General features: G+C 45.7%; 15 protein-coding genes. 11 read left to right on the forward strand and 4 right to left on the reverse strand.

Annotated features, from left to right (window positions below; genetic code table 11):
* Positions 1-13: 13 nt before the first annotated feature.
* From FDP09_RS07360 to FDP09_RS07375, 4 genes are all read left to right on the forward strand, one after another.
* A complete protein-coding gene (locus FDP09_RS07360; protein ID WP_137402050.1) occupies positions 14-1,528 on the forward strand; it encodes a RagB/SusD family nutrient uptake outer membrane protein in 1,515 nt (504 codons plus the stop codon).
* A 180-nt stretch (positions 1,529-1,708) separates the two neighbouring features.
* Positions 1,709-2,782, forward strand: coding sequence for a glycoside hydrolase family protein (locus FDP09_RS07365; protein WP_137402051.1), 1,074 nt, complete (start codon positions 1,709-1,711; stop codon positions 2,780-2,782).
* A 6-nt stretch (positions 2,783-2,788) separates the two neighbouring features.
* Positions 2,789-6,430, forward strand: a complete 3,642-nt coding sequence (locus FDP09_RS07370; protein ID WP_137402052.1) for a DUF4450 domain-containing protein — start codon at positions 2,789-2,791, stop codon at positions 6,428-6,430.
* Between the two features lie 144 nt (positions 6,431-6,574).
* Positions 6,575-6,769, forward strand: a complete 195-nt coding sequence (locus tag FDP09_RS07375) for a hypothetical protein (protein WP_137402053.1) — start codon at positions 6,575-6,577, stop codon at positions 6,767-6,769.
* A gap of 202 nt (positions 6,770-6,971) precedes the next feature.
* On the opposite strand, the gene FDP09_RS07380 is transcribed toward FDP09_RS07375, so the two are convergent.
* Complete coding sequence (locus tag FDP09_RS07380) at positions 6,972-8,396, reverse strand: aminotransferase-like domain-containing protein (protein ID WP_137402054.1); 1,425 nt, start codon at positions 8,394-8,396, stop codon at positions 6,972-6,974.
* A 230-nt stretch (positions 8,397-8,626) separates the two neighbouring features.
* On the opposite strand from FDP09_RS07380, the gene FDP09_RS07385 reads away from it, so the two are divergent.
* Positions 8,627-9,694 carry a branched-chain amino acid aminotransferase gene (locus FDP09_RS07385; RefSeq protein WP_137402055.1) on the forward strand — a complete coding sequence of 356 codons (1,068 nt, stop codon included), beginning with the start codon at positions 8,627-8,629 and terminating at the stop codon, positions 9,692-9,694.
* 204 nt (positions 9,695-9,898) lie between these two features.
* Positions 9,899-11,749, forward strand: coding sequence for a hypothetical protein (locus FDP09_RS07390; RefSeq protein WP_137402056.1), 1,851 nt, complete (start codon positions 9,899-9,901; stop codon positions 11,747-11,749).
* A 194-nt stretch (positions 11,750-11,943) separates the two neighbouring features.
* Here the strand turns inward: FDP09_RS07390 and FDP09_RS07395 are convergent, their stop codons facing one another.
* On the reverse strand, positions 11,944-13,446 hold the full coding sequence (locus tag FDP09_RS07395) for a rhamnogalacturonan acetylesterase (protein ID WP_137402057.1): 1,503 nt from the start codon (positions 13,444-13,446) through the stop codon (positions 11,944-11,946).
* A 504-nt stretch (positions 13,447-13,950) separates the two neighbouring features.
* Here FDP09_RS07395 and FDP09_RS07400 point away from each other — a divergent pair.
* The 4 genes from FDP09_RS07400 (at position 13,951) to FDP09_RS07415 (ending at position 22,802) form a co-directional block, all read left to right on the forward strand.
* Positions 13,951-15,336, forward strand: coding sequence for a glycoside hydrolase family 88/105 protein (locus FDP09_RS07400; protein WP_229683303.1), 1,386 nt, complete (start codon positions 13,951-13,953; stop codon positions 15,334-15,336).
* Between the two features lie 273 nt (positions 15,337-15,609).
* Positions 15,610-16,599 carry a glycoside hydrolase family 5 protein gene (locus FDP09_RS07405; RefSeq protein ID WP_137402058.1) on the forward strand — a complete coding sequence of 330 codons (990 nt, stop codon included), beginning with the start codon at positions 15,610-15,612 and terminating at the stop codon, positions 16,597-16,599.
* A 1,047-nt stretch (positions 16,600-17,646) separates the two neighbouring features.
* Entirely contained in the window at positions 17,647-20,913 is a 3,267-nt protein-coding gene (locus FDP09_RS07410; protein WP_137402059.1) for a SusC/RagA family TonB-linked outer membrane protein, read from the forward strand.
* A gap of 20 nt (positions 20,914-20,933) precedes the next feature.
* The gene (locus tag FDP09_RS07415) at positions 20,934-22,802 is read left to right on the forward strand and encodes a RagB/SusD family nutrient uptake outer membrane protein (protein ID WP_137402060.1); all 1,869 of its coding nucleotides are present in this window, start codon (positions 20,934-20,936) and stop codon (positions 22,800-22,802) included.
* Positions 22,803-23,264: 462 nt separating this feature from the next.
* On the opposite strand, the gene FDP09_RS07420 is transcribed toward FDP09_RS07415, so the two are convergent.
* Entirely contained in the window at positions 23,265-23,660 is a 396-nt protein-coding gene (locus FDP09_RS07420) for a hypothetical protein (RefSeq protein ID WP_137402061.1), read from the reverse strand.
* 377 nt (positions 23,661-24,037) lie between these two features.
* On the opposite strand from FDP09_RS07420, the gene FDP09_RS07425 reads away from it, so the two are divergent.
* On the forward strand, positions 24,038-25,408 hold the full coding sequence (locus FDP09_RS07425) for a glycoside hydrolase family 28 protein (RefSeq protein WP_229683304.1): 1,371 nt from the start codon (positions 24,038-24,040) through the stop codon (positions 25,406-25,408).
* Between the two features lie 6 nt (positions 25,409-25,414).
* Here FDP09_RS07425 and FDP09_RS07430 read toward each other — a convergent pair whose 3' ends face one another.
* On the reverse strand, positions 25,415-26,302 hold the full coding sequence (locus FDP09_RS07430) for a dienelactone hydrolase family protein (RefSeq protein WP_137402062.1): 888 nt from the start codon (positions 26,300-26,302) through the stop codon (positions 25,415-25,417).
* Between the last annotated feature and the right edge of the window lie 166 nt (positions 26,303-26,468).

Below are 26,468 nucleotides of genomic sequence, written 5' to 3' on the forward strand. Positions count from 1 at the left end.
AATAACAAGAACAATGAAAAAGTTGAATAAACTATATATCACGCTGATCGGTCTGGCCACAGGAGCAATGGTGTCCTGTGAAAGTAAACTAGACCAGTCACCAATATCTTCTATCGGCTCCAATGCTTTTTATCAGAATGAATCAGATTTTCTGAAGGGGCTGACAGGCGCTTATAATGGGCTGAATTCCTATCCCATTAATCACTTCGAACTGAGTGAAGTGCGCTCGGACAATATCTATTCTCCAGGAACCGCAGGCGTCAGGGATTATAACCTGATCAATAATTTCAATACGAATTTGGCGACAGCGGGGATCATGAATTCCACATGGAATGGCCTGTACAATAATATCATGCGCGCCAATACCATTTTGGACAACCTGAGTGCAGATGTCCTGCCGGATGAGGCTATTCGGACACGGATCGAGGGAGAAGCGAAATTTTTGAGGGCGCTCTATTACTTTGATTTGATCAGGTTTTATGGCAGGGTGCCGCTTTTCGACCGGCCGGTGACCCCGCTGGAGGCATTGGAGATTCCACGCAGTCCTGTGGCGGATGTTTATGGACTGATCATATCAGATTTGGAATTTGCGATCAGCAATTTGCCTGATGAATTTACCAGTGCAGGCGATTTGGGACGTGCCACTTCACATGCTGCCAGAGGTTTGTTGGCACGGGTGTATATGACCCGTTCTGGTACGCAGTTACATCCTGATGGTCCAGTACTTGGCACCAATGAATGGAGTGAAGCCCTTGGCTTGCTAAATGAGATCATCGATAGTGGCCAGTTTGATTTAGTGGATAGCTATGCCAATATATTTGCTTACGACAACGAAAACAATGAGGAGATCATTTTTGATGTTCAGTTTTTGAGCGGCGGACTTGGTGTAGGTGGAGAGTATGTGCAGTACCACTACCCAGAAGCCTTTGCCCGTTCCAATGGGATCCCATTTGCAGGTGGCACCTTCCCGGATGCGCCCAAGACTGTGTCGGCCGATTTGATGGCTTCCTATGCGACGGATGACGTGAGAGACGACTTCTCGGTATGGGTAAATTATACAGATGCCAATGGCAATACCGTGCAGGACAGGTTTATCAAAAAATACCTGGACTTGGACAACCTGGGTGTGGACCGCTTTGATTTTGAGCTGAACTATCCTGTCATCCGCTATGCCGATATCCTGTTGATGAAAGCCGAAGCGCTGAGCAAAAGCGGCGGTTCGCAAGCAGAAATCGACGAGATCGTAAACGACATCCGGGAGCGGGCAGGTGTCAGCACCACCCTTTCGAATGTGACGTATGAGCAGATTATGGAAGAGCGAAGAAGGGAGTTTATTGGTGAGGGGCTAAGATGGCATGATTTGGTCCGCTCAGGAATGGCCATCGATGTGATGCTGGATTGGATCGCTACGGATGACTCCGGCAACAAGATTTCTACCGACATCACCTCAGACGACCTGATCTACGCCGTGCCGATCAACCAATTGGATGTGAAGGAAGGGCTGTATGAGCAGAATCCGGGTTATTAGAAGTACAAGGTATGAGGACAGTATTAAGATAGATAAAAGAGTCAAGAAGAAAGATAAAGGACAAATGAAGGCCATCCGCCAACGGCGGGTGGCTTTTCAATGAAACGAATAGCCTTAGCGTATTCAATAGGAACTGCATTCGTCAGCTTGACACATATTTTGGATTAAAATAAAACAGATATGAAACGAAGGGATTTTCTGGGATATACGGCCATGATGCCGGTGATGGGGCTTTTCCCGTCATCGTTGGAGCCATTGCTCCATAAGGACCCGGAATCTGCATTTGCCAGCCGGTTGGAGCCATTACATCGTTTATTGGAGACGGAAGGGTATTATGTTTGGGGGACTAGTCCCATCTATGATGCGGCGGGTAAGGTTCACGTGTTCTATTCACGCTGGAAGGCGGAGTACGGCATGGGAGGCTGGATTCATCAATCGGAGATTGCCCATGCAGTGGCTGATCGTCCGGAAGGGCCCTATACTTTTCAGGAAGTAGTAATTGCACCAAGGGGAGGTGAGCACTGGGACGCCACGACCTGCCATAATCCCCATATCAAGGAGGTGAATGGTAAATATTACCTTTTTTATATGGGCAACCATAATAAGCGGACCAATACCAAGCGGATTGGCTTGGCGATGGCAGATTCTCTGGATGGTCCATGGAGACGGCCGGACAAGCCACTTTTAGAAGCCGGAGAAGAAGGGGACTGGGATGATCATTGTACCACCAATCCGTCCTTTGTACAGCATCCCGATGGGCGGTGTTTTCTTTATTACAAATCTTGGAACACTTACGAATACGAGCATTATACTGATCCCAAAATCCGGGGCAATAGAAAATATGGACTGGCCATCGCTGATCAGCCAGAAGGGCCGTACCGTAAATACGAAGAAAACCCGATCATCAATTACGCCGATAAAGGCGATAACATCCAAGCGGAAGATGGTTTTGTCTGGTACGAGGATGGCAAGTTCAGGATGCTGATGCGGGACATGGGAATTTATAACCATCAGTATGGATTATACTTGGAGTCCGAAGACGGGATTCATTTCAGCGATCCGCCAGAGATTGCCTATTACGAAACCGATCATTATTTTAGCCAACCGCCAAAACCTGGTCATTTGTCAAAATATGGAAGGTTTGAACGGCCACAGATTCTCTTTAAAGACGACAAACCGGACTATCTATTTTTGGCCAGTCAGGGCGGTGAGTTCATGACATCTAGTACCTATCTCTTCAATATTAAAAACTAAACCATCATGGATCAGTTAAAAGCTGACAGAGCATTATTTACCTTAGTACTTATTGGCCTTTTGATTGGCAATTTCCATCAAGGGATGGGGCAGGAATATTGGCATGACATCCCCAGAAAGCTACGTTACTCACCGAGTGGGCAGGATTTTGAGATCGAAAATGGTGAGCGCAGGTTTAATCGTGCTCTGTACGGGTATCACTCCGACTTTCGTACAGAAGCGGGCGATCAGCCATTGTTTTCTTTTTACTTGCCCGGCATGGGAGGGCATTTTAGGATCGGTGTCCAAGTAGATGGACAATCCAAATGGCTCCATGAGGCCGAGCAGGTAAAATCTAGCTATAGGGCCGGCATGATGATGTATGCCATCACCGATCCACTCTGGGGCAATGCTACAGTCCGCGTCAACGTGATGCCCTTGCGTGCGCAAGAGGGTGCCATTTTTAGAACAGAAACGGAGGGATTGCCCGAAAGAGCTGAATTGATTTTTGTCTATGGTGGTGTGACGGGCAAGCGTTTCAGGAGAATGGGGGACCTTGGTGCAGATCCACCATCTGTATTTGACCTGACGGTCGAAAAGTGCCAAGGCAATGATATTGAAATCAATAGCCAAAATGAAATGGTATTGGCTTATGGTGAGGCCAAAGATGGGGCAGATCGCCCAAGGATGTTGGCCACCTTTCCCTCTAGGGCACAACTAAAACGTGCAGCACCGGAAAAGATGGTCAGTCCCGCGGCTTTATGGGGATCAACAGTGGTAGAAGCGCCAGTATTGGTGGGAAAGGTCCCCGCGGGAGATGGGGAGCATTATTTTGCCATTTACCGACCAGGGTTTCAGGAATTACCATATGAAGAATTATCGGCAGCTTATGCCCGAGCAGATGAGGCAAGAAGCCAATTGGCCAATCGCATCCAGGTAGCGACTCCTGATCCATACATCAATACCATTGGAGGAGCCTTGGGCATCGCCGCAGATGCGATTTATGATGAGCCTGCTTATGTGCACGGAGCCGTGGCATGGCGGATGCCCCTTCCGGGCTGGCGGGGAGCTTATGTGGCCGACTGGATGGGCTGGCATGATCGAGCCAAAACGCATTTTGACGGCTACTTGGCATCACAATATTTGGAGCCAATGGGAACCAGAAATGATCCGGATACTGCGAAGCATCTGGCCAGACAAGTGGAGAAAACAGGTAAATCTATCTTTAACAGCGGCTATATCAGTCGTCGTCCAGGGGAGCCATCTTCCCCACACCACTATGACATGAACCAAGTGTTTTTTGACCAGTTGATCCGTCATTTTGATTGGACAGGAGATGTGGACTACCTGAAAAAAGTGTGGCCTTCCATTGAGCGGCATTTGGCGTGGGAGAAGCGTAATTTTGATCCGGACGGTGATGGGCTTTACAATGCCTATGCCAGCATCTGGGCCAGCGATGCGCTTCAATATAATAGTGGAGGCGTGGCCCATGCATCGGCCTATAATTATTTTGCCCATAAAAAAGCGGCTGAGCTGGCATCGTTTATTGGCGAAGATGGAGGAAAGTATGAGGCCGAGGCAGACCGCATCCTTCAGGCAATGAACGGAATACTTTGGTTACCGGATGGCTGGTATGCCGAATACAAGGATTTTTTGGGACCAGAGAATGTACACCCTCAAGCAGGGGTGTGGTCTATTTATCATACCATTGACAGTGAGGTGCCCGATCCTTTTCAGGCCTGGCAGATGACCCGATACGTGGATACGCAAATTCCACATATTCCCTTGACAGCAGATGGCTTGGAAGCAGGGAAGTACCACACCCTTTCGACTACCAACTGGATGCCTTATACATGGTCGGTGAATAATGTGGCCTTGGCCGAAGTGTTGCACACGAGTTTGGCCTATTGGCAAGCAGGGAATTCCGATGAAGCGTTCAGGTTGTGGAAAAGTGCCCTGCTGGAAAGTATGTACCTGGGCGGAAGCCCCGGCAATTTTCAGCAGCTGTCCTTTTTAGATGCGATGAGAAGTGAGCTTTACCGCGATTTTGCGGATGCAGTAGGTATGGGGGCTCGGTCGCTCATCGAAGGGCTCTTTGGGATAAAACCCGACTTGATGAACGATCGGTTGGAGATCGCCCCAGGATTTCCTGCCAAATGGAAGTATGCCTCCATTAACACGCCGGATGTGGCCATCGACTTCAAGCAAAAGGGAGAGGTAGATACCTATGAGATCACCAATCGATTTGGGAAGGAGCTTTTATTGGAATTGGCCCTAAGGGCAAAAAGAGCAGGTGTCAAGGAGGTGAAAGTCAATGGTAAGCCGGTAGCGTGGAGGCTTCGGGAAAACCAGGTAGGGAGACCGATCATGGTGATCAAAGCGCCTTTGGGAGAAAAGAACCTTATCTCAGTAGTGTGGCAAGGAGGTGCTTTGGAGGCCGTACAAACCCCTAAGGAAGTGACCGTGGGCGAAAGCCTGAGCCTGGATGAAAATGAAGTGGAAGTACAGAAATTGAAGGATCCGGAGCAAGTGTTGGCGGCCAAGGAAATGGTAGAAGGTGAAGTAATGGTCAAGTTTGGCCATCAAACGGGTGACAAAACTTTCTTCGCTAAACTGAAGCAAGGGGAAATGACCTGGTGGGAGCCAATTGCCGTTAAGGTACTGCCAAGGCTGGAAATTACGCCGGTCGATAAGCAATCGCCTTCAGCGTTGGCCTTTTCGGTCACGAATCATCAAAAGGAAACCGTGCCCGTTTCCATTTTGGTGAACGGAAAGCCTTGGAAAGCAAACGTTAGCCTAGTTTCAAATAAGGCCCGGGAATTTACCATCGAAGCACTATCCCTGCTCCAAACAGGTACTAATTTGATAGAAGTGTATCACGGTGATGAGCTGGTGGCTCAGCAGGAGGTGATCAATTGGGAATTGGACGCTTCATCAAAAAGCCTTGAAACCGTGGAAATTTCTGCGGCTATGAATGATAAGGTGACTGCCATTTTCAGGAACAAATACCACAGTCCACGATCGCCATATCCCACTTTGCAAATTCCCGTTCAGGGAATGGGCGACTGGGCATCACATGGCGCTTATATGGATATCAATGATGCGGGGTTACGTAAACTGGCCGGAGAGCAGAATCAGTTTGTTTTGCCGCAGGGAATTCCTTTCAGCACTCCAGGAGATGCAGCTAAAAACAACATCCTGTTTGCCTCATTATGGGATAATTATCCGGAGCAGGCAAAGGTATCCCTATCCGGAAAGGCAAGCCACGCTTACCTCTTGATGGCGGGTTCTACTAATCACATGCAGAGCAGGATGGAAAATGGCCAAGTGATCGTGCACTATAAAGATGGTAGCGAAGACATCTTGTCACTGCGGAATCCCGAAAGCTGGTGGCCGATCGAGCAGGACTATTATATCGATGGCCATGCGTTTGATATTGCTGTTCCCAGGCCTATCCGGGTGCACTTGAAAACGGGTAAGATCAGCAGAAAAGCGCATGATGATTATGAGGCCATTGACCATTTTACCGAATATGCCATAGATGGCGGAGCGGCGACAGTGCTGGATTTGCCCTTAGATCCTGAAAAAGAATTGGCTTCGCTCGAAGTAAAAGCGACGACCATCGAAGTAGTAATCGGGTTGATGGCGGTTACCTTGGAAAGGGAGTGAAACATGAGATTTGATATATGAGATGTGAGTAGTGAGACGTGAGAAACCTCCCCGCCACGGCGGGGAGGTTACGTGGGGTTGTTATGAAGCAAAGAGAAACACAATATGATTTTAGTAAATGACTAGCGATTACAATAATTGATAATGAAAACTAATTATAATCCGGTCAACACTAATCAGGGAAGTACACTGTGCCCTCAGTACAATGACCGGGTTGTGCTGGGGCTCTGCCCCAGGACAGTCAAGCTTGGAGTAGGCGTGGGCGGCCTTCGACTACATAAAGGCATCCATCGCGGTAGGGATGAAAATGGGAAAATGCCGACCAGGTTCAGGACCTGACATCCAACCTTGAATCCTTTGAACCTTCCAACCTAATAACCTCAGTTCGATTATAAAACCGTCACTGCGAGGCTTAGAGGGAGATATGAGGGGTGGAAGCCGTGGCAGCTCGCCGCGGCGAGTTGCCACACCCTTTTCCAACCCACATCCTCCTTAAAAGGGTTCGCAACGCTTTTAATACTAAAATTAAGTCGAGCTCAGGTTAATAATTAACCAGTTGGTGCTGCAAAAGTAGGCCCAGCCTGGTCAGGGCAGTGGCTGTCTGCTCGTTCCAGTCGAGGCCAAAGCTTAGGCGGAGGCAGTTTTTGTATTGGTCGCGCAGGGTGAATATCCTCCCAGGAGCATATTTGATGCCCAAGTTTAATGCCGGCTCATACAGCTGTAAGGTATCTATCCTCGGATCCAACTCGATCCATAGGAGGAATCCCCCATTGGGAAAGGTGGTTTTGGTGTTTTCGGGAAAATATTCCTGGATGATCTGCAGGTATTTGAGCAGGTTATGGTGGAGTGCAATTCGTAATTGTCGGAGATGGTTGTCATAGCGGCCTTTGTCCATAAACCTTGCCACCACCTCATGAGAAAGTGAAGGGCTGGCGACCTGGTGGTAAAGCTTGGTTTTGAGTATGCTGTCCTTGTATTTTCCCGGCGCTATCCAGCCCACCCGATAGCCTGGGGCCAAGGTTTTGGACACCGAGCTGCACCAAAGGACGATGCCGTCACGGTCATGGCTTTTGCAGGGCAGCGGCCTTTCCGAACCAAAATACACGTCACTATACAAGTCTTCTTCTATCAGCGGCACTTGATGGTTGGTGCAGATTTTTACCAGTGCCCTTTTGCTTTGTGCCGACATGCAGTAACCTAAGGGATTGCTGAAATTGCTGACCAGGACAATGGCAGCAATTTGGTCATGTTTGATGGTGTTTTTGATTTCTTCCAAGTCCAGCCCATATTCCCCATGGGTAGGCATCTCCTGTACTTTTAGCCCCAGGCTTTTGGCCAGCTGTAAGGTCCCAAAATAAACAGGGCTTTCGGTGAGGATACAATCGCCTTTCTTGGTGATGGACATGAGGGCAATGGCCACAGCATTCATACAGCCGGTGGTAGTAACCAAGTCATCGGGAGAAAGTCCATTGCCCCACAGGGACGTGCGCTGGGCCACTTGCCGACGGAGGTAGGCATTGCCCGAAATGGATTCGTAATGGACGCAGGCATCAGGGAGTGCAAGCATGGTTTCACGTACCATTTTTTTCAGACGGGCAATGGGCAACATCTTAGCAGAAGGAACACCCACAGCGAAATTTATGTGCTGATCCTCCCGGTCACTTTGGCCATAGACTTGCTGGATCACTTCCTCGATATCTTCGCTGCCTTCCTTGTTGGTGGGATGGTATATGACGGGAGATGCTGCGGACTGTTTGGGGTGATAGGTGACAAAGTACCCACGCTTTGGCCGGGCTTCCACCAGTCCTTTTGCTTCCAGAAGGTACATGGCTTGGAGCACTGTGCTGATGCTCAGGCCGGTTTCACGATGCAATTTCCGTACGGAAGGAAGCCTATCCCCAAAACGGTACGTACCGTTTTTGATTTGCTTTTCCAGTTCGGTGGCGATTTTTTGGTATAGGTTCATATATGTGTGGTAGATATGAGACTTGAGATGTGAGAAATGAGACAATGCCGATAGCCATCCAAGGAAAGGGCCGTCCGACACACATCGAACATCGGTAATCGGTAATCGGACCTCCGACACCCAACATCTCCATCTGTTATGGTTGAAATTACAAAAACTGTAACTGTAATGGTTGGTTTTAGTTCTTAATTTTGGGGTAAATCAAAATAATAACCTGAAATCAAGCGGGTATGGAAATCAAAAAACAGCTAACATCTCAATGTTCCATCGAACAGTTTAATTTTAACCAATTTCAGTTTGGTGTGGAAGCCACCGATCACATGCTTGTGGCCAAGTACAGCGAAGGAGCGTGGCATTCGGCAGCTATTCAGCCCTATGAAAACCTGACCTTGTCTCCATTGGCCATGTGCCTGCACTATGGCCAGACAGTTTTTGAGGGACTCAAAGCTTACCGGCAAGTGGATGATGGTGTCAGTATATTCCGGTTGGACCGCCATCACGAGCGGATCAATCAATCCTTGCGTAGGATGGCCATGCCAGAAGTGCCCAAGGAGCTTTTTGAAAATGGAATCAAGGGATTGGTGGAGGTGGAGCAAGGTTGGATTAAGGAAGGTGAGGGAAATTCCCTTTATATCCGGCCTTTTGTCATTGCCACAGAAGAGCGATTGGGTGTAAGCATTTCCACAGATTATTTGTTTGTGGTAGTGTGTACCCCAATGGCAGCGTATTATGCAAGGCCGCTAAAGGTCAAAGTGGAAAGGTACTATACCCGTGCCACCTCAGGAGGTGTAGGAGCAGCCAAAAATGGCGGGAACTATGGCGCGGCCTATTACCCGGCAAAGCTGGCCCAGCAAGAGGGATTTGATCAGGTGATCTGGACGGACAGTCGTGACCATGAATATGTGGAAGAATCAGGGACGATGAATTTGATGTTTATCATTGGAGATAAGTTGTTGACACCACCGGCAGGAGAAACGATTTTGGCAGGAGTAACGCGGGACTCCTTATTGCAAATTGCGAGGGATATGGGCTGGCCAGTGGAAGAACGCCCGATCAGCTTGGTGGAGCTGCAGGAGGCTTTTGAAGCTGGGAAGAAAGTGGAGGCCTTTGGTGCCGGTACAGCTGCTGTGGTGGCTCCCTTTGCGCTCATCCATTTGGATGGAAATGATTACAAGCCCTACATTGCTGATGATGCCAAAATGTTTCAATTAAAAGCGCAGTTAACCGCTGTGCGATCAGGGAAAGTAAAAGATCCCTATGCGTGGAATACGGTTCTGGAAAAAGTCTTGACAAAGTAAGGGGGAGTCCGGAAACTTTTAAGCGTCCTGGTCCAAGTCGGGAGACTTGGACCTGAATGATTAGTCATGACGAAAAGTATGTAAGTCTCATGTGAAGTGTTTTTGGTGTTTTTAGCCTTAAATTAGTTTGTTTGATTCGGTAAAATTTATAATATTAGGTTAATTCATTTTTAAATTTTATCCTCTACCAAAATAACAGAATAAATGAAACTAGAAAAGGTTTTAGGAAACCTCAATTCATTTGAGAAAAATTCATTTTTAAAGATTGTAGATAATCTCATCTCTGGTAATCCTGCCAATATCAAAGAAGTTGAAAAAATTCTTTCTGACAACAGGAATGACTTAAAAAGCGCAGACAATACTATTATCGTAGAGGTATTTTCACTTTTAGAAAATGAATTTAAGGAATTTGTGAAATCCGAATTTATAAATACAAGTTCCCAATTGGATATTTTAATAGATATTATCTCAAGAGAAGGAAATGCTATAATCAAACAGGATTGGTTTTCTAGATTGTACGAGAATGAAATATCTATAATGAAAGGAAAAGTCAGGAGGTTTAAAAAAGATTTAGAAGAGGGAGTTGGAGATATATCATACTATAGAAAAAGAGATTATAAAATATATCAAGCATGTTTACATACTAGCTATCACAATGACGAAGAAAATAATTTAGAAAAGAAAATTACCACAGACGAACAATCTATCCTTCTAACTTTGTCAAATAATCTCGGGCTATCTCAAGAAGAGATAAAACTGATTAATTACCTGATATTGCCAATTCAAAAACTTGAAGTGGAATCGGTTATTAATGATTTAAAATCAATAGGTGTAATTTTTTATTCAAAAAAGTCCAATACTATATACGTTGCTGATGAGATTGCAAGGATTTTACGTAAAATAAGGGGGAAAGAAGTTTCAGCGAAATTTTATAGAAGGGTATTACTTTGCCTCAGGGAACCGCTTATTAACCTAATATGTAGGAGTCATGGAATTGATTGGAAAAAGCCATTGGATCAAAAAATTAAAAGTATAATTAGTGAGGGGATCTCGTTTAAAGGGATATTGTCAGAAGACATATTTAAAGAGGATACAACGTTAACCGAAAAAAAGAAATTTTTTAATGATCTGGTTGAGAAAAAGCTCAAAATTAGTTCCACAATTAGGGGGTCAGTTTTGGAAGAGAAAATACAGAACCTGATAAATTATTTTGAGGAGGTAGAGAGAGATGAGAAAGTTGGGATATCTATCGATGGATATGAAAAATTAGTATCTGATTTATCAACCTTATTACCTCAATTTGAAAGTCAAATAGCACACGAATATCAATTTCAAGATGGTACCCTTCTCACTAGCGAATTTTTGCTTGATTTTAACATTAAGCCTAGAGATATTCTAGAAATAATTAAGCAAGAGGACTTGTTGAAGTTTTGTGAGCATACTGGAGTAAAGACAAGAGGTGATGTTGTGTTGAACATTTTGGAGGCATATAAAGATTCTGATAATTTGTACTTGGAAAATTATGAAAATATTGGACTTAGAAACCTTAATTTATTAAAGGAAAATGGAATAGTTATTAAAGAGGCGGAAGTAGGGCTTAAGTTTGAAGAACTGACTAAAGTTATTTTTGAAAAATTAAGTTTTAGTGTCAATGAGGAATTAAGAAAAAAACTAAACACTAGCAAAGACAAAGCGGATATTATCCTAGATATGGGTAAGAATGAAATCATCATTGTAGAGTGTAAATCAGTTAAAGAGAGTGGGTATAATAAATTTAGTTCAGTATCAAGGCAATTAAAATCATATGCAAAGCAAGCAGAGTTGAATGGTTTTAAAGTGATCAAATCTTTATTGATAAGCCCAGATTTTTCAGATGAATTTATTAAAGAATGTGGCTTAGAATATGAGTTGAACCTATCATTAATAAAGGCATCATCTTTATTGAAAATTATGGAGGGTTATAAGGATTCAAAACATAAAAAATTTCCGCATAACTTACTAATGAGAGATGTTTTGATACTGGAGGATAGGGTGCTTAAGGCAATTGGTAAGTAAAAGGTTTATTCGATAGGCAAAGTCCGGAGACTTTTAAGCGTCCTGGTCCAAGTCGGGAGACTTGGACCAGGGGCTCAATCATACAATCTTCCAATCATACAATCTTCCAATCATACAATCTTCCAATCATACAATCTTCCAATCATACAATCTTCCAATCATACAATCTTCCAATCATACAATCTTCCAATCTTTCAATCTTCCACCAAATACTCCTTCAAGTCACAATCCTCCAGTCCTTGGATGCCCTTGACCACAGCTTTCGCATTGTATTTGGCACCGTCGAGGATGGTGTGGGTGTGGTCAGTGTCATTGAAGAAATGGGCTTTGACATAGTCCTCACCGAGTTCGTCATAGCCATCGGCGATGATGTTGTTCAGGTCGATAAAGCAAGCCTTTCTGGCTTCTGCGGCCTGTTTTGCCCATAAGCCATAGCTGTCATTGGCACGATTTACCTTGCCCTCTTTCCAGTTGTTTCTTGGGATCAGCGAACAGACGATCGGTGTGGCTCCGGCGGCTTTGGTGGCCGTGACCATCTGCTTGAGGTACTGGCCATAGCTATAGACTGTTTCATATTGCTCGGTGATGGGATTATAGATTTCTTCTGCTTCCGTGCCGGCACTTCTGATGGTGCCGCGTGCGCGGTGGCTATCGTCCAGCGGACTGCTATCATTATGGCCAAACTGCATGATGACATAGTCTCCCGGTTCGAGTTGTTCACGGACTTTTTCCCACAGGCCATACGTTTGGTAGGTCCGACTACTGGTCCCGCCCAGCGCATGATTTTGTACTTTTATCCTGTCCAGGTCAAAATAAGGAGCCATATAATCGCCCCAGCCCCAAAGTCCTCCAGCACCATCGCCTTGGCCATTTTTGACAGTAGAGTCACCGATAAGGTAGAGCGTGGGCTTGTCCTTGGAGAGATAGGCTTTTAGTTTGCAATCTTCCAGTGATTTGATGCCCTGCACTACAGACCAAGCATTGATGCGTGCACCTGCTTCATTGGTGTGGGTGTGGTCTTTCTCGAAGAGTGAAGGTACCACGTGGGGACCCCATTGGTCGTATTGGTCAGCCACGATGCTGTTAAGATCCACGAAATAGGCTCCGGTTTTGCGGGCGACTTCCTTGGCCCACTTTCCATAATCTTGGTTGGCACGCTCCACTTCGCCGTCTTGGAATTTATTTCTGGGGATCATCGAACAGATGATGGGAGTGGCTCCTTTTTCCTTGGCTTCGGTGACAAATTTTTTCAGGTACCAGCCATAGGTATGGACTGTTTCTTCGGTGCCGTCAGGCCACGTCAGCTCGACGGTTTCATCACCAGTGCCACGAAGTACTCCCCTGTAGCCAGCCCTTGTCGTATCAGGCTTGCTGCCTTCATTATGGCCAAATTGCATCATGACAAAATCCCCTGGCTTAAGGTCGTCCAGTACCCGCTGCCACCGACCTTCCTTGACAAAGGTCCGCGTGCTTCTGCCGGCCATGGCCTGATTGCTTACCTCCAGTTTGGTACTGTCAAAGAAATCGTCGATAAACGTTCCCCAGCCCCATTGCCCCGGTCCACCATCGCCACGGCTATTGCGAACAGTGCTGTCTCCGATGATGTAGAGGGTGTGTTTTTCCTCTTTGGGCGTAAAGGCCATCAGTAAGGTGATCAATGCGATGATCGCTGAAAGCCCATATTTTACGTTTTTCATGGTTATGATATCATTTGATTTGGGTTTGTACTATTGGCTGGTCGATGTAGCCAAAAGATAAATCTATATAATTGGAAACAAAATCCCGTGCTGTAGTATGTGGTTGGTTTGGGGAGGGGTTAGAAGTGAGTAGTGAGACTTGTGTCATGGGCATTGAGTTGTGAGGTACCGTACACAGGGTTGTGCTGGGGCTCTGCCCCAGCAATGGCAAGCTTTGAGTCTCTGACTCAATTAAGCTGTTCCAGATTTGTACCCCCCCAGTTATTACCCTATATAATAATGAAAACGAAATATTAATCCGGTCAATCCCATTCAAGGAAGCACAATCACGGATGCGCCGTTGACCTGCACATAGCCCATGACATGATCACTTTATGCCCAAGCCAAAGCAAAGGTTTGCATAGCCGTATCCCTACAGTACAGCACAGAAATTTTTTGGTAATGCTTAATTTTATATTTTTAAAGTCTGTCATTTAAGAAGACCCAAATTTTACCAATTAATTTATGAACGTCCTAAAATTACTCAAGCCAGGAATGATAGGGGCATTGGGCCTCGCGATTGCCTGCTCTCCTCAATCAGAAACAGACCAAGCCAGTACAGAAACCAAAGAAGTGCTTACGGATACCAACACGCCATTGCACCTTTTGCAGCCTGATTATCCTGTTCCGTATGGCTTTCCGGAAGAAAAAGAAGTGAAGGCCGTAATCGATCGGGTATATGAATACCTTGATTCGACTACTCCCACGGAAGTATTGACCGAGGAAGACGGTTCGGCGATTACTGATTTTAATAAAGTGGATGGGAAAAGTGTCCTAAAGCAAGGGGATTTCAGGCTATTGAGCTACGAATGGGGCGTGACCTATTCTTCCATGTTGCTGGCAGGGGAAGTAACAGGGGATGAGCGCTATACCGATTATACCAAAAAGCGAGTGAAGTTCATCGCTGACCTTTATCCGCATTTCCAAAAAGTGGATGGGAAGGATCATGCTTTGCATTCGGTGTTGTACCCGGGAGCCTTGGATGATGCCGGAGCGCTTTGTGCTTCCTTTATCAAAACCTCCATGACGGGAGTAGATACCGATGTGCGCCCCGTGGTGGACAATTTCATGAACTATATCATGAATAGTCAGTTCCGCTTGGAAGATGGAACTTTGGCCAGAAATCGGCCATTGAAAAACACCCTTTGGCTGGATGATCTTTATATGAGCGTTCCGGCGATTGTACAAATGGGGAAGCTGACAGGAGAGCAGAAATATTTTGACGAGGCAGTCCGTCAGATCAAACTCTTTTCTGGACGGATGTTCAATGAAGAAAAGGGACTTTACATGCACGGATGGGTGCAGGGCATGGAAGAGCATCCACAGTTTCACTGGGGACGTGCCAATGGCTGGGCGATCCTGACCAAAGTAGAGGTACTCAATGCCTTGCCGGAAGACCACCCGGGGAGGCCGTTTGTTTTGGACCTTCTGCAGAAACATATCAAGGGACTTGCAAAACTGCAGTCTGGATCGGGTTTTTGGCATCAATTGCTCGACAAGAATGATTCCTACCTGGAGACTTCGGCCACGGCGATTTATACTTATTGTATAGCTAAAGCGGTAAACGAAGGCTGGGTGGATGACCAAGCCTATGCCCCAATGACTTTATTGGCTTGGAATGCCGTTAGTACCAAGGTGAGTGACAAAGGTCAAGTGGAAGGTACCTGCGTGGGAACTGGAATGGGCTTTGACCCGGCATTTTATTACCACCGTCCGATTAATCCGTATGCCGCACATGGCTATGGCCCGGTGATAGCTGCCGGAGCAGAGATCATAAGGATGCTTCAAATGCATGACTTTGAGATCAATGATAGCTCAGTCCAATTGCTTGATGAGTCTTCCAAAGGCTAGTGTCACGACAACCCTTACATGACGGGTAAGGCATGCCTGCCGGCAATGGCAGGTTTGACTTGATACTATTGATATACGAACGTTACTATACTGTTGAGCCCCCCGAATTACGAGGGGCTTTTTTCATTTCAAAGTAAAATGATGGCGGATGTGGCTGGAGAACAAATGGCACGCTTATCAAATCCGCTACCAATTTTAAACATTCAAACGCCTAGGAGGTGGGATTTGTGCTTTATTTTTGACTTAAGATCAATCTAATAAACCCAATTTCCTATGTTCAAATCAATTTACATCCTATTATTATTGTTGTTTGCCTGTAATACCGGGGGCAATAGCCACCCCGCCCCCACTACCACCATAGTGGATAGCCTGAGTCCGCTGTCAGTGGAGGGGACTCAGCTGGTAGATAAACAAGGCGATCCTGTTGTACTCCGGGGAGTGAGTTTTGGTTGGCACAATTGGTGGCCGCGCTTTTATAATGCCGGTGCGGTAAAATGGCTCAAGGAGGATTGGAATGCCAATGTCGTCCGGGCAGCCATGGGAGTGGAGCCGGAAGGCGCCTATTTGGACAATTCCGATTGGTCCATCGAGAAAGTAGAAGCGGTGGTGGAGGCAGCCATCAAATCGGAAATGTATGTGATCATTGACTGGCACAGTCATCATATTCATTTGGAAGAGGCCAAGGATTTTTTTAAAAAAATGGCCACTAAATATGGAAGCTATCCAAATGTGATCTATGAAATTTACAATGAGCCCGAGTCAGATACATGGCAGGAAGTGAAGACATATAGTGAGGAAGTGATCAAGGTGATCAGGGAGAGTGATCCCGATAATTTGATTTTGGTGGGCTCTCCCCATTGGGATCAAGATGTACATTTGGCTGCTGATGATCCCGTTACTGGTTATGACAACTTGATGTACACACTTCACTTCTATGCGGCTACACATAAAGATTTTCTCCGAAAACGTGCCGATTATGCATTGGCGAAAGGCTTGCCATTATTTGTCTCCGAATGCGCTTCGATGGAAGCTTCCGGTGATGGAGAGATTGATCTGGAGTCATGGCAGGCCTGGTATGAGTGGATGGAAAGCAACCAAATCAGCTGGCTGGCATGGTCCATTTCTGACAAAGATGAAACTTGCTCCATGCTCCATCCTTCTGCATCATCTGCTGGAAAGTGGCAAGAAGGGGATTTGAAGAAGTGGGCCCAGCTGGTCAAGGCTTACTTGAAAAATGATGTGAAAAGCACAAAAACAAACTGAAAAAATATTAAGTGTAAATTTTACATTTTAAAAATTCATCTTTAAATTGCTGTTGATTTTAGAAATTTGGTTCATGAATATACGATGTACTTTTTTCAGCAAATCATTGAAATAAGCACTGTCAAACCTATTACATAAACCCCCGATTAAAGTAGCCTCCTAAACGGATTTCCGGGCAGGAGGTTTTTTTGTATCCGAATAGTCTTACGACAACGCTTAAACCCGGAATATGCATTAGCCTATCTGTTGCGACCTGATCCGCCGCGGCGGACAAAATCAGTTGCTTCGCTGCTGTTTTCGATTTCACCATCCGCCGCGGCGGATGATTCAATCTCCAAACAACCTGATTTTCTTGTAGTTTCAGCTCTCATAACGATTCCTAATGCATAAAGCGGGTTAAATGACGGGTAAGGCGGTAGTGTATTTTGGACGAAATCAAGGCAAAAAAGAAACGAGCGTAGCAAAGGAAGTCTTTTTGCAACTTAATAGATAGGTCAAAAGACAAACCGGATTATGCATAGGGTAGGTTTGAAATGACACTTGAACAAGACAGCTCTACTGCAGATGGCCATCGGATACATGAATTGATTAACAGACTTGATCACCTAGAGTGGGCGATTGCGAAAGTATGTAAGCTTAGGGTTACCTGCCGCAGCAATATGGCTTGATGGCCTCAAAGGCTAATAATTAAGAAGATTATAATGCGTTCATAAAAAGTTCCCGGTTTTTAGGTGTATGCAGGACACTTCATAACAGTTGGCTTAGCGCTGCATAATGGGATTTTTAGAAACTATATATGAAGTTTTGGGTTTACTGCCTAATGGTGAAATATGATTTTAGTTTTTATGTGATTTACTGATTTTATATTTTTTGTTGCGTTTTAAAGCCTATTTATTACCAGTATAGTACAGCACAAGGATATTTTTAGCCAAGGGTACATTCGTCTTCAGCTTGCCCATATCGGGCTAAGTAGTGATTTGAGATTCACATGCGCAGGAAGTGTCCGTTTTCTGCGGAGTTCGAAACGTTTTTAATCAAAAACATACAATGAAAAAAAAGCAAACCCCAAAAAACCGCATTGACCCCAAAAAGTGGGCGTTGATGGCAATGGCTTTAGGAGCTGTGGGAGTGAGTGGAGCGTGGTCGTCCCATGCCCTAGCTTCCAGTGCTTCAAGGAGCCTGGAGATGAGCGTTGATCAGATGGATAAGACCATCACGGGAACAGTGACCGCTGCGGCTACTGGAGAAACCCTTCCTGGTGTCAATATCCTGATCAAAGGTACTGGTTCTGGTACAGTGACAGACTTGGACGGTAAATTTACGTTAGAAGTCCCAAGCGATGAGACCGTGTTGGTGGTGAGCTCCATCGGGTATGTAAAACAAGAGATTACCGTGGGTTCACGTACATCGATCGACATCGCCATGGAGGAGGATCTCCAGCAATTGGGCGAAGTGGTCGTGGTGGGCTATGGTACCCAAAAGAAGAGTGACATTACCGGAGCCATCTCGCAGGTATCTTCAGAAGAATTAGAGGCGACTCCTATCCAAAATGCCCTCCAAGGGATCCAAGGTCGGGCTGCAGGTGTGGATATCGCTAGCAACGCCCGTCCTGGAGAAGTAGGATCGATCCGGATTCGTGGTAGCCGTTCCATTGCAGGTGGCAATGACCCCTTGTATGTATTGGATGGTGTGCCTTTGCAATCCGGGGGCATTGAAATGCTCAACCCCAATGATATAGAATCCATTGAGGTGCTTAAAGATGCCTCTGCATCGGCCATTTATGGTTCGCGTGCAGCGAACGGCGTAGTGCTGATTACGACCAAAAAAGGAAAAGACGGTCGTGCTCAAATCAACTTTGATGCTTCCACGATGGTGCAAAGCCTCAGGAATTTGGCAGATTATTATGATGCTGCAGGCTATGCCAATTACCGTAGGGATGCTGCGAGAGGCGCTGGTGCTTACAGCACCGCATACCCAAATCCCGAAGATGATTATGACTTTTTTGGAGCCGATGCCACAGCATGGAACAATATTGCCAATGGCTATGACTGGGTGGACAGGGAAAACCTGATTCCTGCCATGCGTCCAACTACTGCTGCTGAGCAGGAAATGTGGGGTGTTTCGGAAGTCCCTGCCTATGATCCTAGCAGACTGCAAACGACTGATTGGACTGATTATGTGGAGCAGACGGGAATTACCCAGAATTATAACCTTAGCTCAAACTGGGGTAATGAGAAAACCAAAGCATTTATCTCCGGAGGATACTTGGATCAGTCCGGCACCAATGTAGGCCAAGATTATAAGCGATACAATGCACTGGTAAACTTGGAAATCCAAGCAGTGGACTGGCTAAAGCTTGGCGGTTCTATTAACGCCAGTTACAGCATCCAGAATTATGGATATTCTGCCGGTGGGTCCCGTGGGAGCAGGACCATTTATGAAGCAGCATTGGGTCAGTTGCCATATGCCAAACCCTATGATGCCAATGGCAATTACATCTTTAACCCGGGAGGAGATCCAAATATCGTCAATCCGATCCAGGATGGTGAGTATGTGATCAATGAGCGAACCACTTTGCGGGCATTCGGTAGCTTCTTTGCGGAGGCAAAATTGGCCGAAGGCTTAAGGGTAAAAACCATCTTCGGGCCGGATATCAGAAACTACCGAAATGGACAATTCCAGGCGGCGCAGTCCAGTTTACGAGGAGGGGGATCCGCATCTTCCACCAATTACGCCAGACTGAGCCAGAGCCAAGCATTTTCTTGGACTTGGGAGAATCTGGTGTACTATGACAAGACTTTTGGCGACCATACCTTAAACGCCACCTTCTTGCAGAGTTCTTCTTACTGGAAGAGTGAAAATTCCGACATGACCGCCTCTGACCTGCCTTATGACAGTCAGTTGTGGTACAATTTAGGTTCTACAAACCGCGGATCATTGGATGGTTGGGGATCAGGATTTTCCCAATATACCTTGATGTCCTATATGGCCAGGTTCAATTATTCTTATAAAGACCGTTACCTGCTGACGTTAACAGGCCGTTCAGATGGAGCATCGGTACTCAGTGAAGGGAATAAATGGGATTTCTTCCCTTCGTTCTCCTTGGGTTGGAAGATCCATGATGAAGCATTTATGAGCGACGTCGATTGGGTGAACCAATTGAAATTGCGAATCGGTATGGGTACCGTAGGTAATCAGGCCGTAGCACCATACAATACCGCTGGTGGTTTGGTTCAGGTTCCTTATGTTTTTGGCAGCGATCCTGCCAATGGCTATGTGACCGGAAATCCAAAAGGTTCTTCTCAGGGAGCACTGCCAAACAGAAACCTTGGATGGGAAAAGACCAGACAATGGAACTTTGGATTGGATTTTGGGCTGTGGAGAGACCGCCTTTACGGTAGTATCGAATACTATAATGCTGATACATATGACCTGCTTTTGGACAAGACGCCAAACTCTGTAACGGGATACAGCAATATCACCGTCAATGCCGGTAAAACACGTAACAAAGGCGTGGAGCTGACACTATCCTCAGTCAATATCGACAAGAATGATTTTAGCTGGATTACGGATTTCACTTTTTCCAGTAACCGCACCGAAATCGTGGAGCTGGAAAATGGCGCAGTGGATGATGTAAACAACCAGTGGTTTATCGGCCGGCCCATCAGTGTTTTCTATGACTACAACAAAATCGGTATTTGGCAGCAAGCTGATGCTGATCTGCTCGCCCAGTACAGCGAAAATGGTTCTGATTACGAGCCCGGAGATATCCGCGTCCAGGATGTGAATGGCGATAACAGAATCGATCCTAACAATGACCGGGTAATTCTTGGTCAGACCGCACCAAAATGGACAGGTGGTATCACCAATACCTTTAATTATAAAAACTTCGAGTTGTCTGCCTTTGTCTATGCCCGATGGGGCAATTTGGTCCAAGGTGGTGCAGTGGATATGTCCGGTAGGTACGCTTCCAGAATCATCGACTACTGGACACCGACCAATCCTACCAACGCCTATCCGAGGGCCGATTACAATAACGGTGGCCAGCCGATACACTACAGTGCGATGAATTACCAAGATGGATCATTTGTAAAAGTCCGCTTTATCTCATTGGGCTATACCTTCCCACAGGACATTATTGGGAAATGGGGCATGAGCAACCTGAAGCTGTACACGCAGGTACAGAATCCATTCCTATATTCCAAAACGGATTTTCTGGATCCGGACAGCAGCTATCAAATCGGCGGTTCCAACCCAAGTGCATCAAGTCTTACGACAAGGAGTTTTGTATTTGGTCTGAACTTGACTTTCTAAACCCCTAAAACCTGAACATTATGAAAAAGAATATCTTAATCATAGCATTGGCAGCCGGTAGCCTTTTCTCTTGCCAGGATTTCCTGCAGGAGGAGATGGTCGCTACCCTGACCCAAGAGCGGTATAACTCTCCGGAAGGAATTGAGGAATTGGTGAACGGCGCCTATGAAGGCCTTCGCTTTCACCATAACTACGAATGGTCCTACGCCCTGACCAACTACGGCACGGATGAATTTACCAATGGTGGTGGTGTAAACCACGTGATGTACAACACATACACTGGATTGCTCAATCCAGCAGAGAGCATGGACCTAAGGCCTCTATGGGACAATATGTACGCACAGATCAACGTGTGTAATATCGGCATTCAAAATATCCCAGAGGTATTTTCCGATCCCAATTCGGCCACTACCCGTGATACCCGCTTGGGCGAAGTGTTGTTTCTAAGGGGCTTCAATTACCTGAAGCTGGTAGAGCAATTTGGAGCAGTACCGATGAAGCTGACCCCTACGGAAGGAGACGAGGCCAATTTTCCCCGTGCCACCGTGGCCGAAAATATGGCGCAGATCATCAGTGACCTGAGAAGGGCCGAGCAGCTATTGCCACCTACGGCTTCGCAGGTGGGGAGGATTACTCAATCTGCCGCCCAGCATTTCCTGGCCAAAGCCTATCTGTTCAGGGCCAGTGAGCGAAATGCCGACATTGCCCAAGCCAATGATTTGGACAGCGCGGCCTATTTTGCTGACGAGGTGATCAATAATTCCGGCAGGTCTTTGGCGCCAGATTATCAGGATATCTTCGAATATACTGCTGTAAATGGGCCAAACGAAAGCTTGTCAGAGATCATCCTTTCTTCCCAATTTGATAATAACCAAGCATTGTTGGGAAGGTATGGAAACCAGACGCACATGTACTTCCTGTCCATTTACCGTAACTTCCCCGGCATGACCAGGGATTTGGAGAATGGACGGGAGTTTGACCGGTTGAAGCCTACTGATTTTGCCTTGGACAATTTTGACCGAGTGAATGACTCCAGGTTTTACAAGAGCATCAAGACGGCTTACATAGCCTCTCAAAGCAGCGATAACATTCCTGAATGGTCAGCAGAAAATGCTCCAAGTCCTGACTTGGTAGGGCAGCCAAAATTTGCGGAGGGAGATACCGCAATCATTTATTTGGTGAATGAGGCCGACGATCAGCGTTTTACCGAGGATCATAAGGATACTTTTGCTCCTTTGATGCTGGTAAGGAATACACCTGATGGAACGGATTGGGGATTGAGCACCTATCCTTCCTTATCTAAATACCTCGACCCTTTCCGTACCAATTTCAACGATGCCAAAGGTACGCGGGACGGTATTCTGGCGAGACTTTCCGATACGTATTTGATCGCTGCAGAAGCCTATGGCCGCATGGAAAATTATGGCCAGGCCCTCCAGTATATCAATGAAGTGCGTGAAAGGGCCGCCTATCAGGAAGGTGAAGACAGGGGCAGGGTGTACCACCTTGCCGAGCAGGTGCCTTACGATGAGAATAGCAGCACTGCCGCTGATATGACAGTTACCGAGGCGGTATTTACCCCAGGTACTTCGGAAGCAGCCACAGAGATCTATCCTGAGGGTGTAGCCTCTAAGGCAGACATGTTTGTGCATTTTATCCTCAATGAGCGTGCGAGAGAACTTCTGGGGGAATTTCATCGGTGGGTGGACCTTTCCCGTACCGGTACTTTGCTGCAGCGTGCTCGGGCATTTAATCCAGAAGCAGCAGCCAATATTGCAGAACGGCATATTCTGAGACCTATTCCGCAAAGTTACTTGGATGCGCTCATCATCGATGGGCAGCCATTGACGGCAGCTGAAAAAGATGCCATACAAAACCCAGGATACTAAGCCACCATTCAATGCCGTTTAGTTAAGGGGATTTCCTTCTTTTCATATACCTAAAAACCTCAGTTCGATTATAAAATCGTCACTGCGAGGCTCAGAGGGAGATATGAGGGGTGGAAGCCGTGGCAGCTCGCCGCGGCGAGTTGCCACACCCTTTTCCAACCCACATCCTCCTTAAAAGGGTTCGCTATGACGCTTTTAATACAAAAATTAAGTCGAGCTCAGGTTAAAAGTCCTTTTTTTGATTGACTTTGACTGGGGAAGCCTGATCATCCTGGAAAACAGGCATACCAAGGGCCAGAATAAGAAAGCTAATTATAAGTATCCGCTTTCTTTAATAAGATTTATGCTCACATTATTGTGGAGATATATAAAGGCAAATCCATGATTTGATCCAATAAAGCCAACTCGTTACTAGGGTTGGCTTTATTATTTGATCTGTGGCGCAATGTTCAAGTCAATTGCTCATTTTTCTTGTTTGACCAAGGGATGTCTAAACATTAACCAACCAAAAAGAAGGGCAAAGATCACGTAGATGATGGTGGCAGCAATTAACAAAGAAGAGGAAGTTGTTTTTAAGATCACGGTTTTCAGGAGGGGCAGCCCGCCAATCATAAAGTGAGAGAAATTGGCCAAAACCAAAGGCCGGTTGTAAATACCACCTATGAGGCTGTTTTTTTGGGTCCAGTTCAGAATGGCAAATCCAATATACATGGCTCCCATCACTTGCGACAATAGCGTGGTGTGGGAGGCATTGTCAGGGACTATCTGCATGGTCAGTTCATGGGGGAAAAAGGTGAATCCTACGCCCATGGCCAGCATAAAAATAGCACTTCCGGTGGCGATAAATTTAGTCGTCATTTTTTCCTTTATTGAGTGGCGAGCCAAAAGATAATAAAACAGCGATAAGTTAAAAAATCCAAATTGAATTTGTCCATGATCTCCGGATATCAGTTTGAAATGATTGTTAGGTGTGAAGCTACTGAAAATGGAGAAGGGTTACCTTGTCCATGCTTAGATTACTGTTCAGCATGAATCAGAACACTTTTCAGGGGCTTTGATATTATCTTTGTTTAAGCATTAAGCGGACAGCTTGCTGTCTGTTTTTTTCCAAGCTAACGAATGTGTTAATACAAATGGGTTTATTTTAACGTTTGAAATAGGAGTGTTTTGAACGTTTGAAAGCCCCGGAATCTTCTCCGGGGTTTTTTGTTTTAGTTTTAATAATAAAAGCATATATGATGCATAAAGAAATCCCGGTATTCCTGTTGGCCATAATTTTGCTGGCCTCTTGCGATCAAAAGAAGGTAGATGTTCCAATCAACGAGGTGTCTGTTGAGGCTCCTTTTGAAATGCCCATGATCAAGGTTCCTGATTTTAGTGATATACAACGATTTGTAATCACGGATTTTGGTGCTGAGGAAGATGATCAGCAAGCGACTACACAAGCTATTGTGGCGGCCATTTCTGCTGCAGTCGAGGCGGGTGGTGGTCGTATAGTGATTCCCGCAGGAGAATGGCCAACTGGAAAGATCCACCTTAAAAGCAATATTAATCTACATCTTGAGGAGGGGGCTACACTATTGTTTTCCGAGGATCCAAAAGATTATCTTCCAGCTGTAAAGACTACATGGGAAGGAATGGAGTGTTTTAACTATTCTCCGCTAATCTATGCATTTGATTGTGAGAATATTGCCATTACAGGTAAAGGTGAATTGAAGGCGAAAATGAATACGTGGAAATTATGGTTTGCCAGGCCTAAAGCTCACATGGAAAGTCTCAAGAGGCTTTATAACTTGGCCGCAAAGGACGTGCCGGTAGAGGAGCGTGATTTTGTGAATGATTCCTCTAATTTTCGCCCTCAATTTATTCAGTTTAATCGCTGCGAAAAGGTATTGTTGGAGGGGGTGAAGATTACCAATAGCCCTTTTTGGGTAATTCATCCTTTTATGTCAAAAGATGTGGTCATCAGGGACGTACAAGTCTTTGCCCATGGCCATAACAATGATGGGGTAGATCCAGAAATGAGCCAAAATATGCTGATCGAAAACTGTGTTTTTGATCAAGGTGACGATGCTATTGCGGTAAAATCAGGTAGAAACCAAGATGCATGGAGGCTGAACATGCCCACTAAAAATATCGTCATTAGAAATAGCTTGGTGAAGAATGGTCATCAGTTATTGGCTATTGGAAGTGAGCTTTCTGGTGGAGTAGAAAATGTATATATGGAAAATTGTGAAGTCGAGGAGGGAGCCAAGCTCAACCACTTGCTATATGTTAAAACAAATGAAAGAAGGGGAGGCTATGTCCGTAATGTTCATATGAAGAATATCCAATGCGGGAAAATTGATAAAGGGGTATTAGGTATTGAGACTGATGTGCTTTATCAATGGAGAGACTTGGTACCAACTTATGAGCGGAGGTTGACCCCAATTGAGAATATTTATATGGAAAACGTCCGAGCTGCTGATGTGGCGTTTGTTTCTCGCATAAAAGCTGATCCTGAAAGTCCCGTAGAGGTAGTCCAATTAAAAAATATACAAGTCGAATCAGTTCGTGACCAAAAAGTCATCAATGAAAATGTCAACGGCTTCTCTATGAAAGATTAAAAACATTTAAGCAAGCTTTTCCTGAAAGAAGTCAATTGTTCGTTTCCAAGCCAATGTGGCCGCCTCGGCATCATACCTAGGGGTGGTGTCATTGTGGAACCCATGGTTGGCATCAGGATAGGTATAAGCTTGATATTCTTTTCCATTGGCTTTTAGAGCCGTTTCGTATGCGGGCCAGCCGGCATTGACCCGTGTGTCAAGTTCACCGAAATGTAGTAAAAGTGGAGCTTCGATCTGCGGTACCAGTTCCTCCGGCGGTTGGCTGCCATAAAAGGGGACTGCAGCCTTTAGATCAGGGACTTTTACGGCCATCATGTTTGATATCCATCCTCCAAAGCAAAACCCTACCACGCCGATTTTGCCACTGCATTTAGGATGTGCCTTCAGGTAGTCGAAGGCAGCAATGAAATCCTCCAGCATTTCATCACGGTCTCGTTTACGCTGCAATTCCCTGCCGTCATCATCATTGCCGGGATATCCTCCTAAGGGTGATAAGGCATCAGGAGCTATGCTGATAAAACCTGCTTTGGCAGCCCTTCTGCCCACATCGGCAATATACGGGTTCAGGCCCCTGTTTTCATGTACTACGACTATGCCCGGAAGTTTATCGTCTGCATCTGCCGGTTGGGAGAGCTGGCCGGAGATGTCGCCACCGCCTTTTGGGGATGAGTAGGTCACCGTTTCGGTTTTTAGCGAGGGATCATTTTGCTTGATTTGGATATTGTCCCGGTAATTGGGCATCAAAAAGCTGGTCAGTGCACTTAGGCTAATTCCTCCTACAGCGTAAGCAGAAAGTTTCTCAATAAATTCGCGGCGATCGAGCTTATTATGGGCATATGCATCATATAGGTCAAATACTTCCTGTTTGATGTCTTTCTTGCGCAGCTTTTTCATAAAGGCAAAAGAGGTTGGTTGAAACTTGGTGAAGTGATGTTGGATTTTAGTAGTCAATAAGTTACATAAAAAACTCGTGACAAATCATAAAGCGGCAGAAAATGTAAGGTGTTAAATGTATTGCAGTAGCATGCTACCAAAAAAAACACTCCTGGCAGGCCCTGTT

It is taken from the genome of Echinicola rosea, from assembly GCF_005281475.1.
Taxonomy (GTDB): Bacteria; Bacteroidota; Bacteroidia; order Cytophagales; family Cyclobacteriaceae; genus Echinicola; species Echinicola rosea.

Bases quoted from the DNA above. Each gene is read 5' to 3' on its own strand.
- FDP09_RS07360 (WP_137402050.1), top strand. From the start codon at position 14: ATGAAAAAGTTGAATAAACTATATATCACGCTGATCGGTCTGGCCACA.
- FDP09_RS07365 (WP_137402051.1), top strand. From the start codon at position 1,709: ATGAAACGAAGGGATTTTCTGGGATATACGGCCATGATGCCGGTGATG.
- FDP09_RS07370 (WP_137402052.1), top strand. From the start codon at position 2,789: ATGGATCAGTTAAAAGCTGACAGAGCATTATTTACCTTAGTACTTATT.
- FDP09_RS07375 (WP_137402053.1), top strand. From the start codon at position 6,575: ATGAAAACTAATTATAATCCGGTCAACACTAATCAGGGAAGTACACTG.
- FDP09_RS07380 (WP_137402054.1), bottom strand. From the start codon at position 8,396: ATGAACCTATACCAAAAAATCGCCACCGAACTGGAAAAGCAAATCAAA.
- FDP09_RS07385 (WP_137402055.1), top strand. From the start codon at position 8,627: ATGGAAATCAAAAAACAGCTAACATCTCAATGTTCCATCGAACAGTTT.
- FDP09_RS07390 (WP_137402056.1), top strand. From the start codon at position 9,899: ATGAAACTAGAAAAGGTTTTAGGAAACCTCAATTCATTTGAGAAAAAT.
- FDP09_RS07395 (WP_137402057.1), bottom strand. From the start codon at position 13,446: ATGAAAAACGTAAAATATGGGCTTTCAGCGATCATCGCATTGATCACC.
- FDP09_RS07400 (WP_229683303.1), top strand. From the start codon at position 13,951: ATGAACGTCCTAAAATTACTCAAGCCAGGAATGATAGGGGCATTGGGC.
- FDP09_RS07405 (WP_137402058.1), top strand. From the start codon at position 15,610: ATGTTCAAATCAATTTACATCCTATTATTATTGTTGTTTGCCTGTAAT.
- FDP09_RS07410 (WP_137402059.1), top strand. From the start codon at position 17,647: ATGAAAAAAAAGCAAACCCCAAAAAACCGCATTGACCCCAAAAAGTGG.
- FDP09_RS07415 (WP_137402060.1), top strand. From the start codon at position 20,934: ATGAAAAAGAATATCTTAATCATAGCATTGGCAGCCGGTAGCCTTTTC.
- FDP09_RS07420 (WP_137402061.1), bottom strand. From the start codon at position 23,660: ATGACGACTAAATTTATCGCCACCGGAAGTGCTATTTTTATGCTGGCC.
- FDP09_RS07425 (WP_229683304.1), top strand. From the start codon at position 24,038: ATGATGCATAAAGAAATCCCGGTATTCCTGTTGGCCATAATTTTGCTG.
- FDP09_RS07430 (WP_137402062.1), bottom strand. From the start codon at position 26,302: ATGAAAAAGCTGCGCAAGAAAGACATCAAACAGGAAGTATTTGACCTA.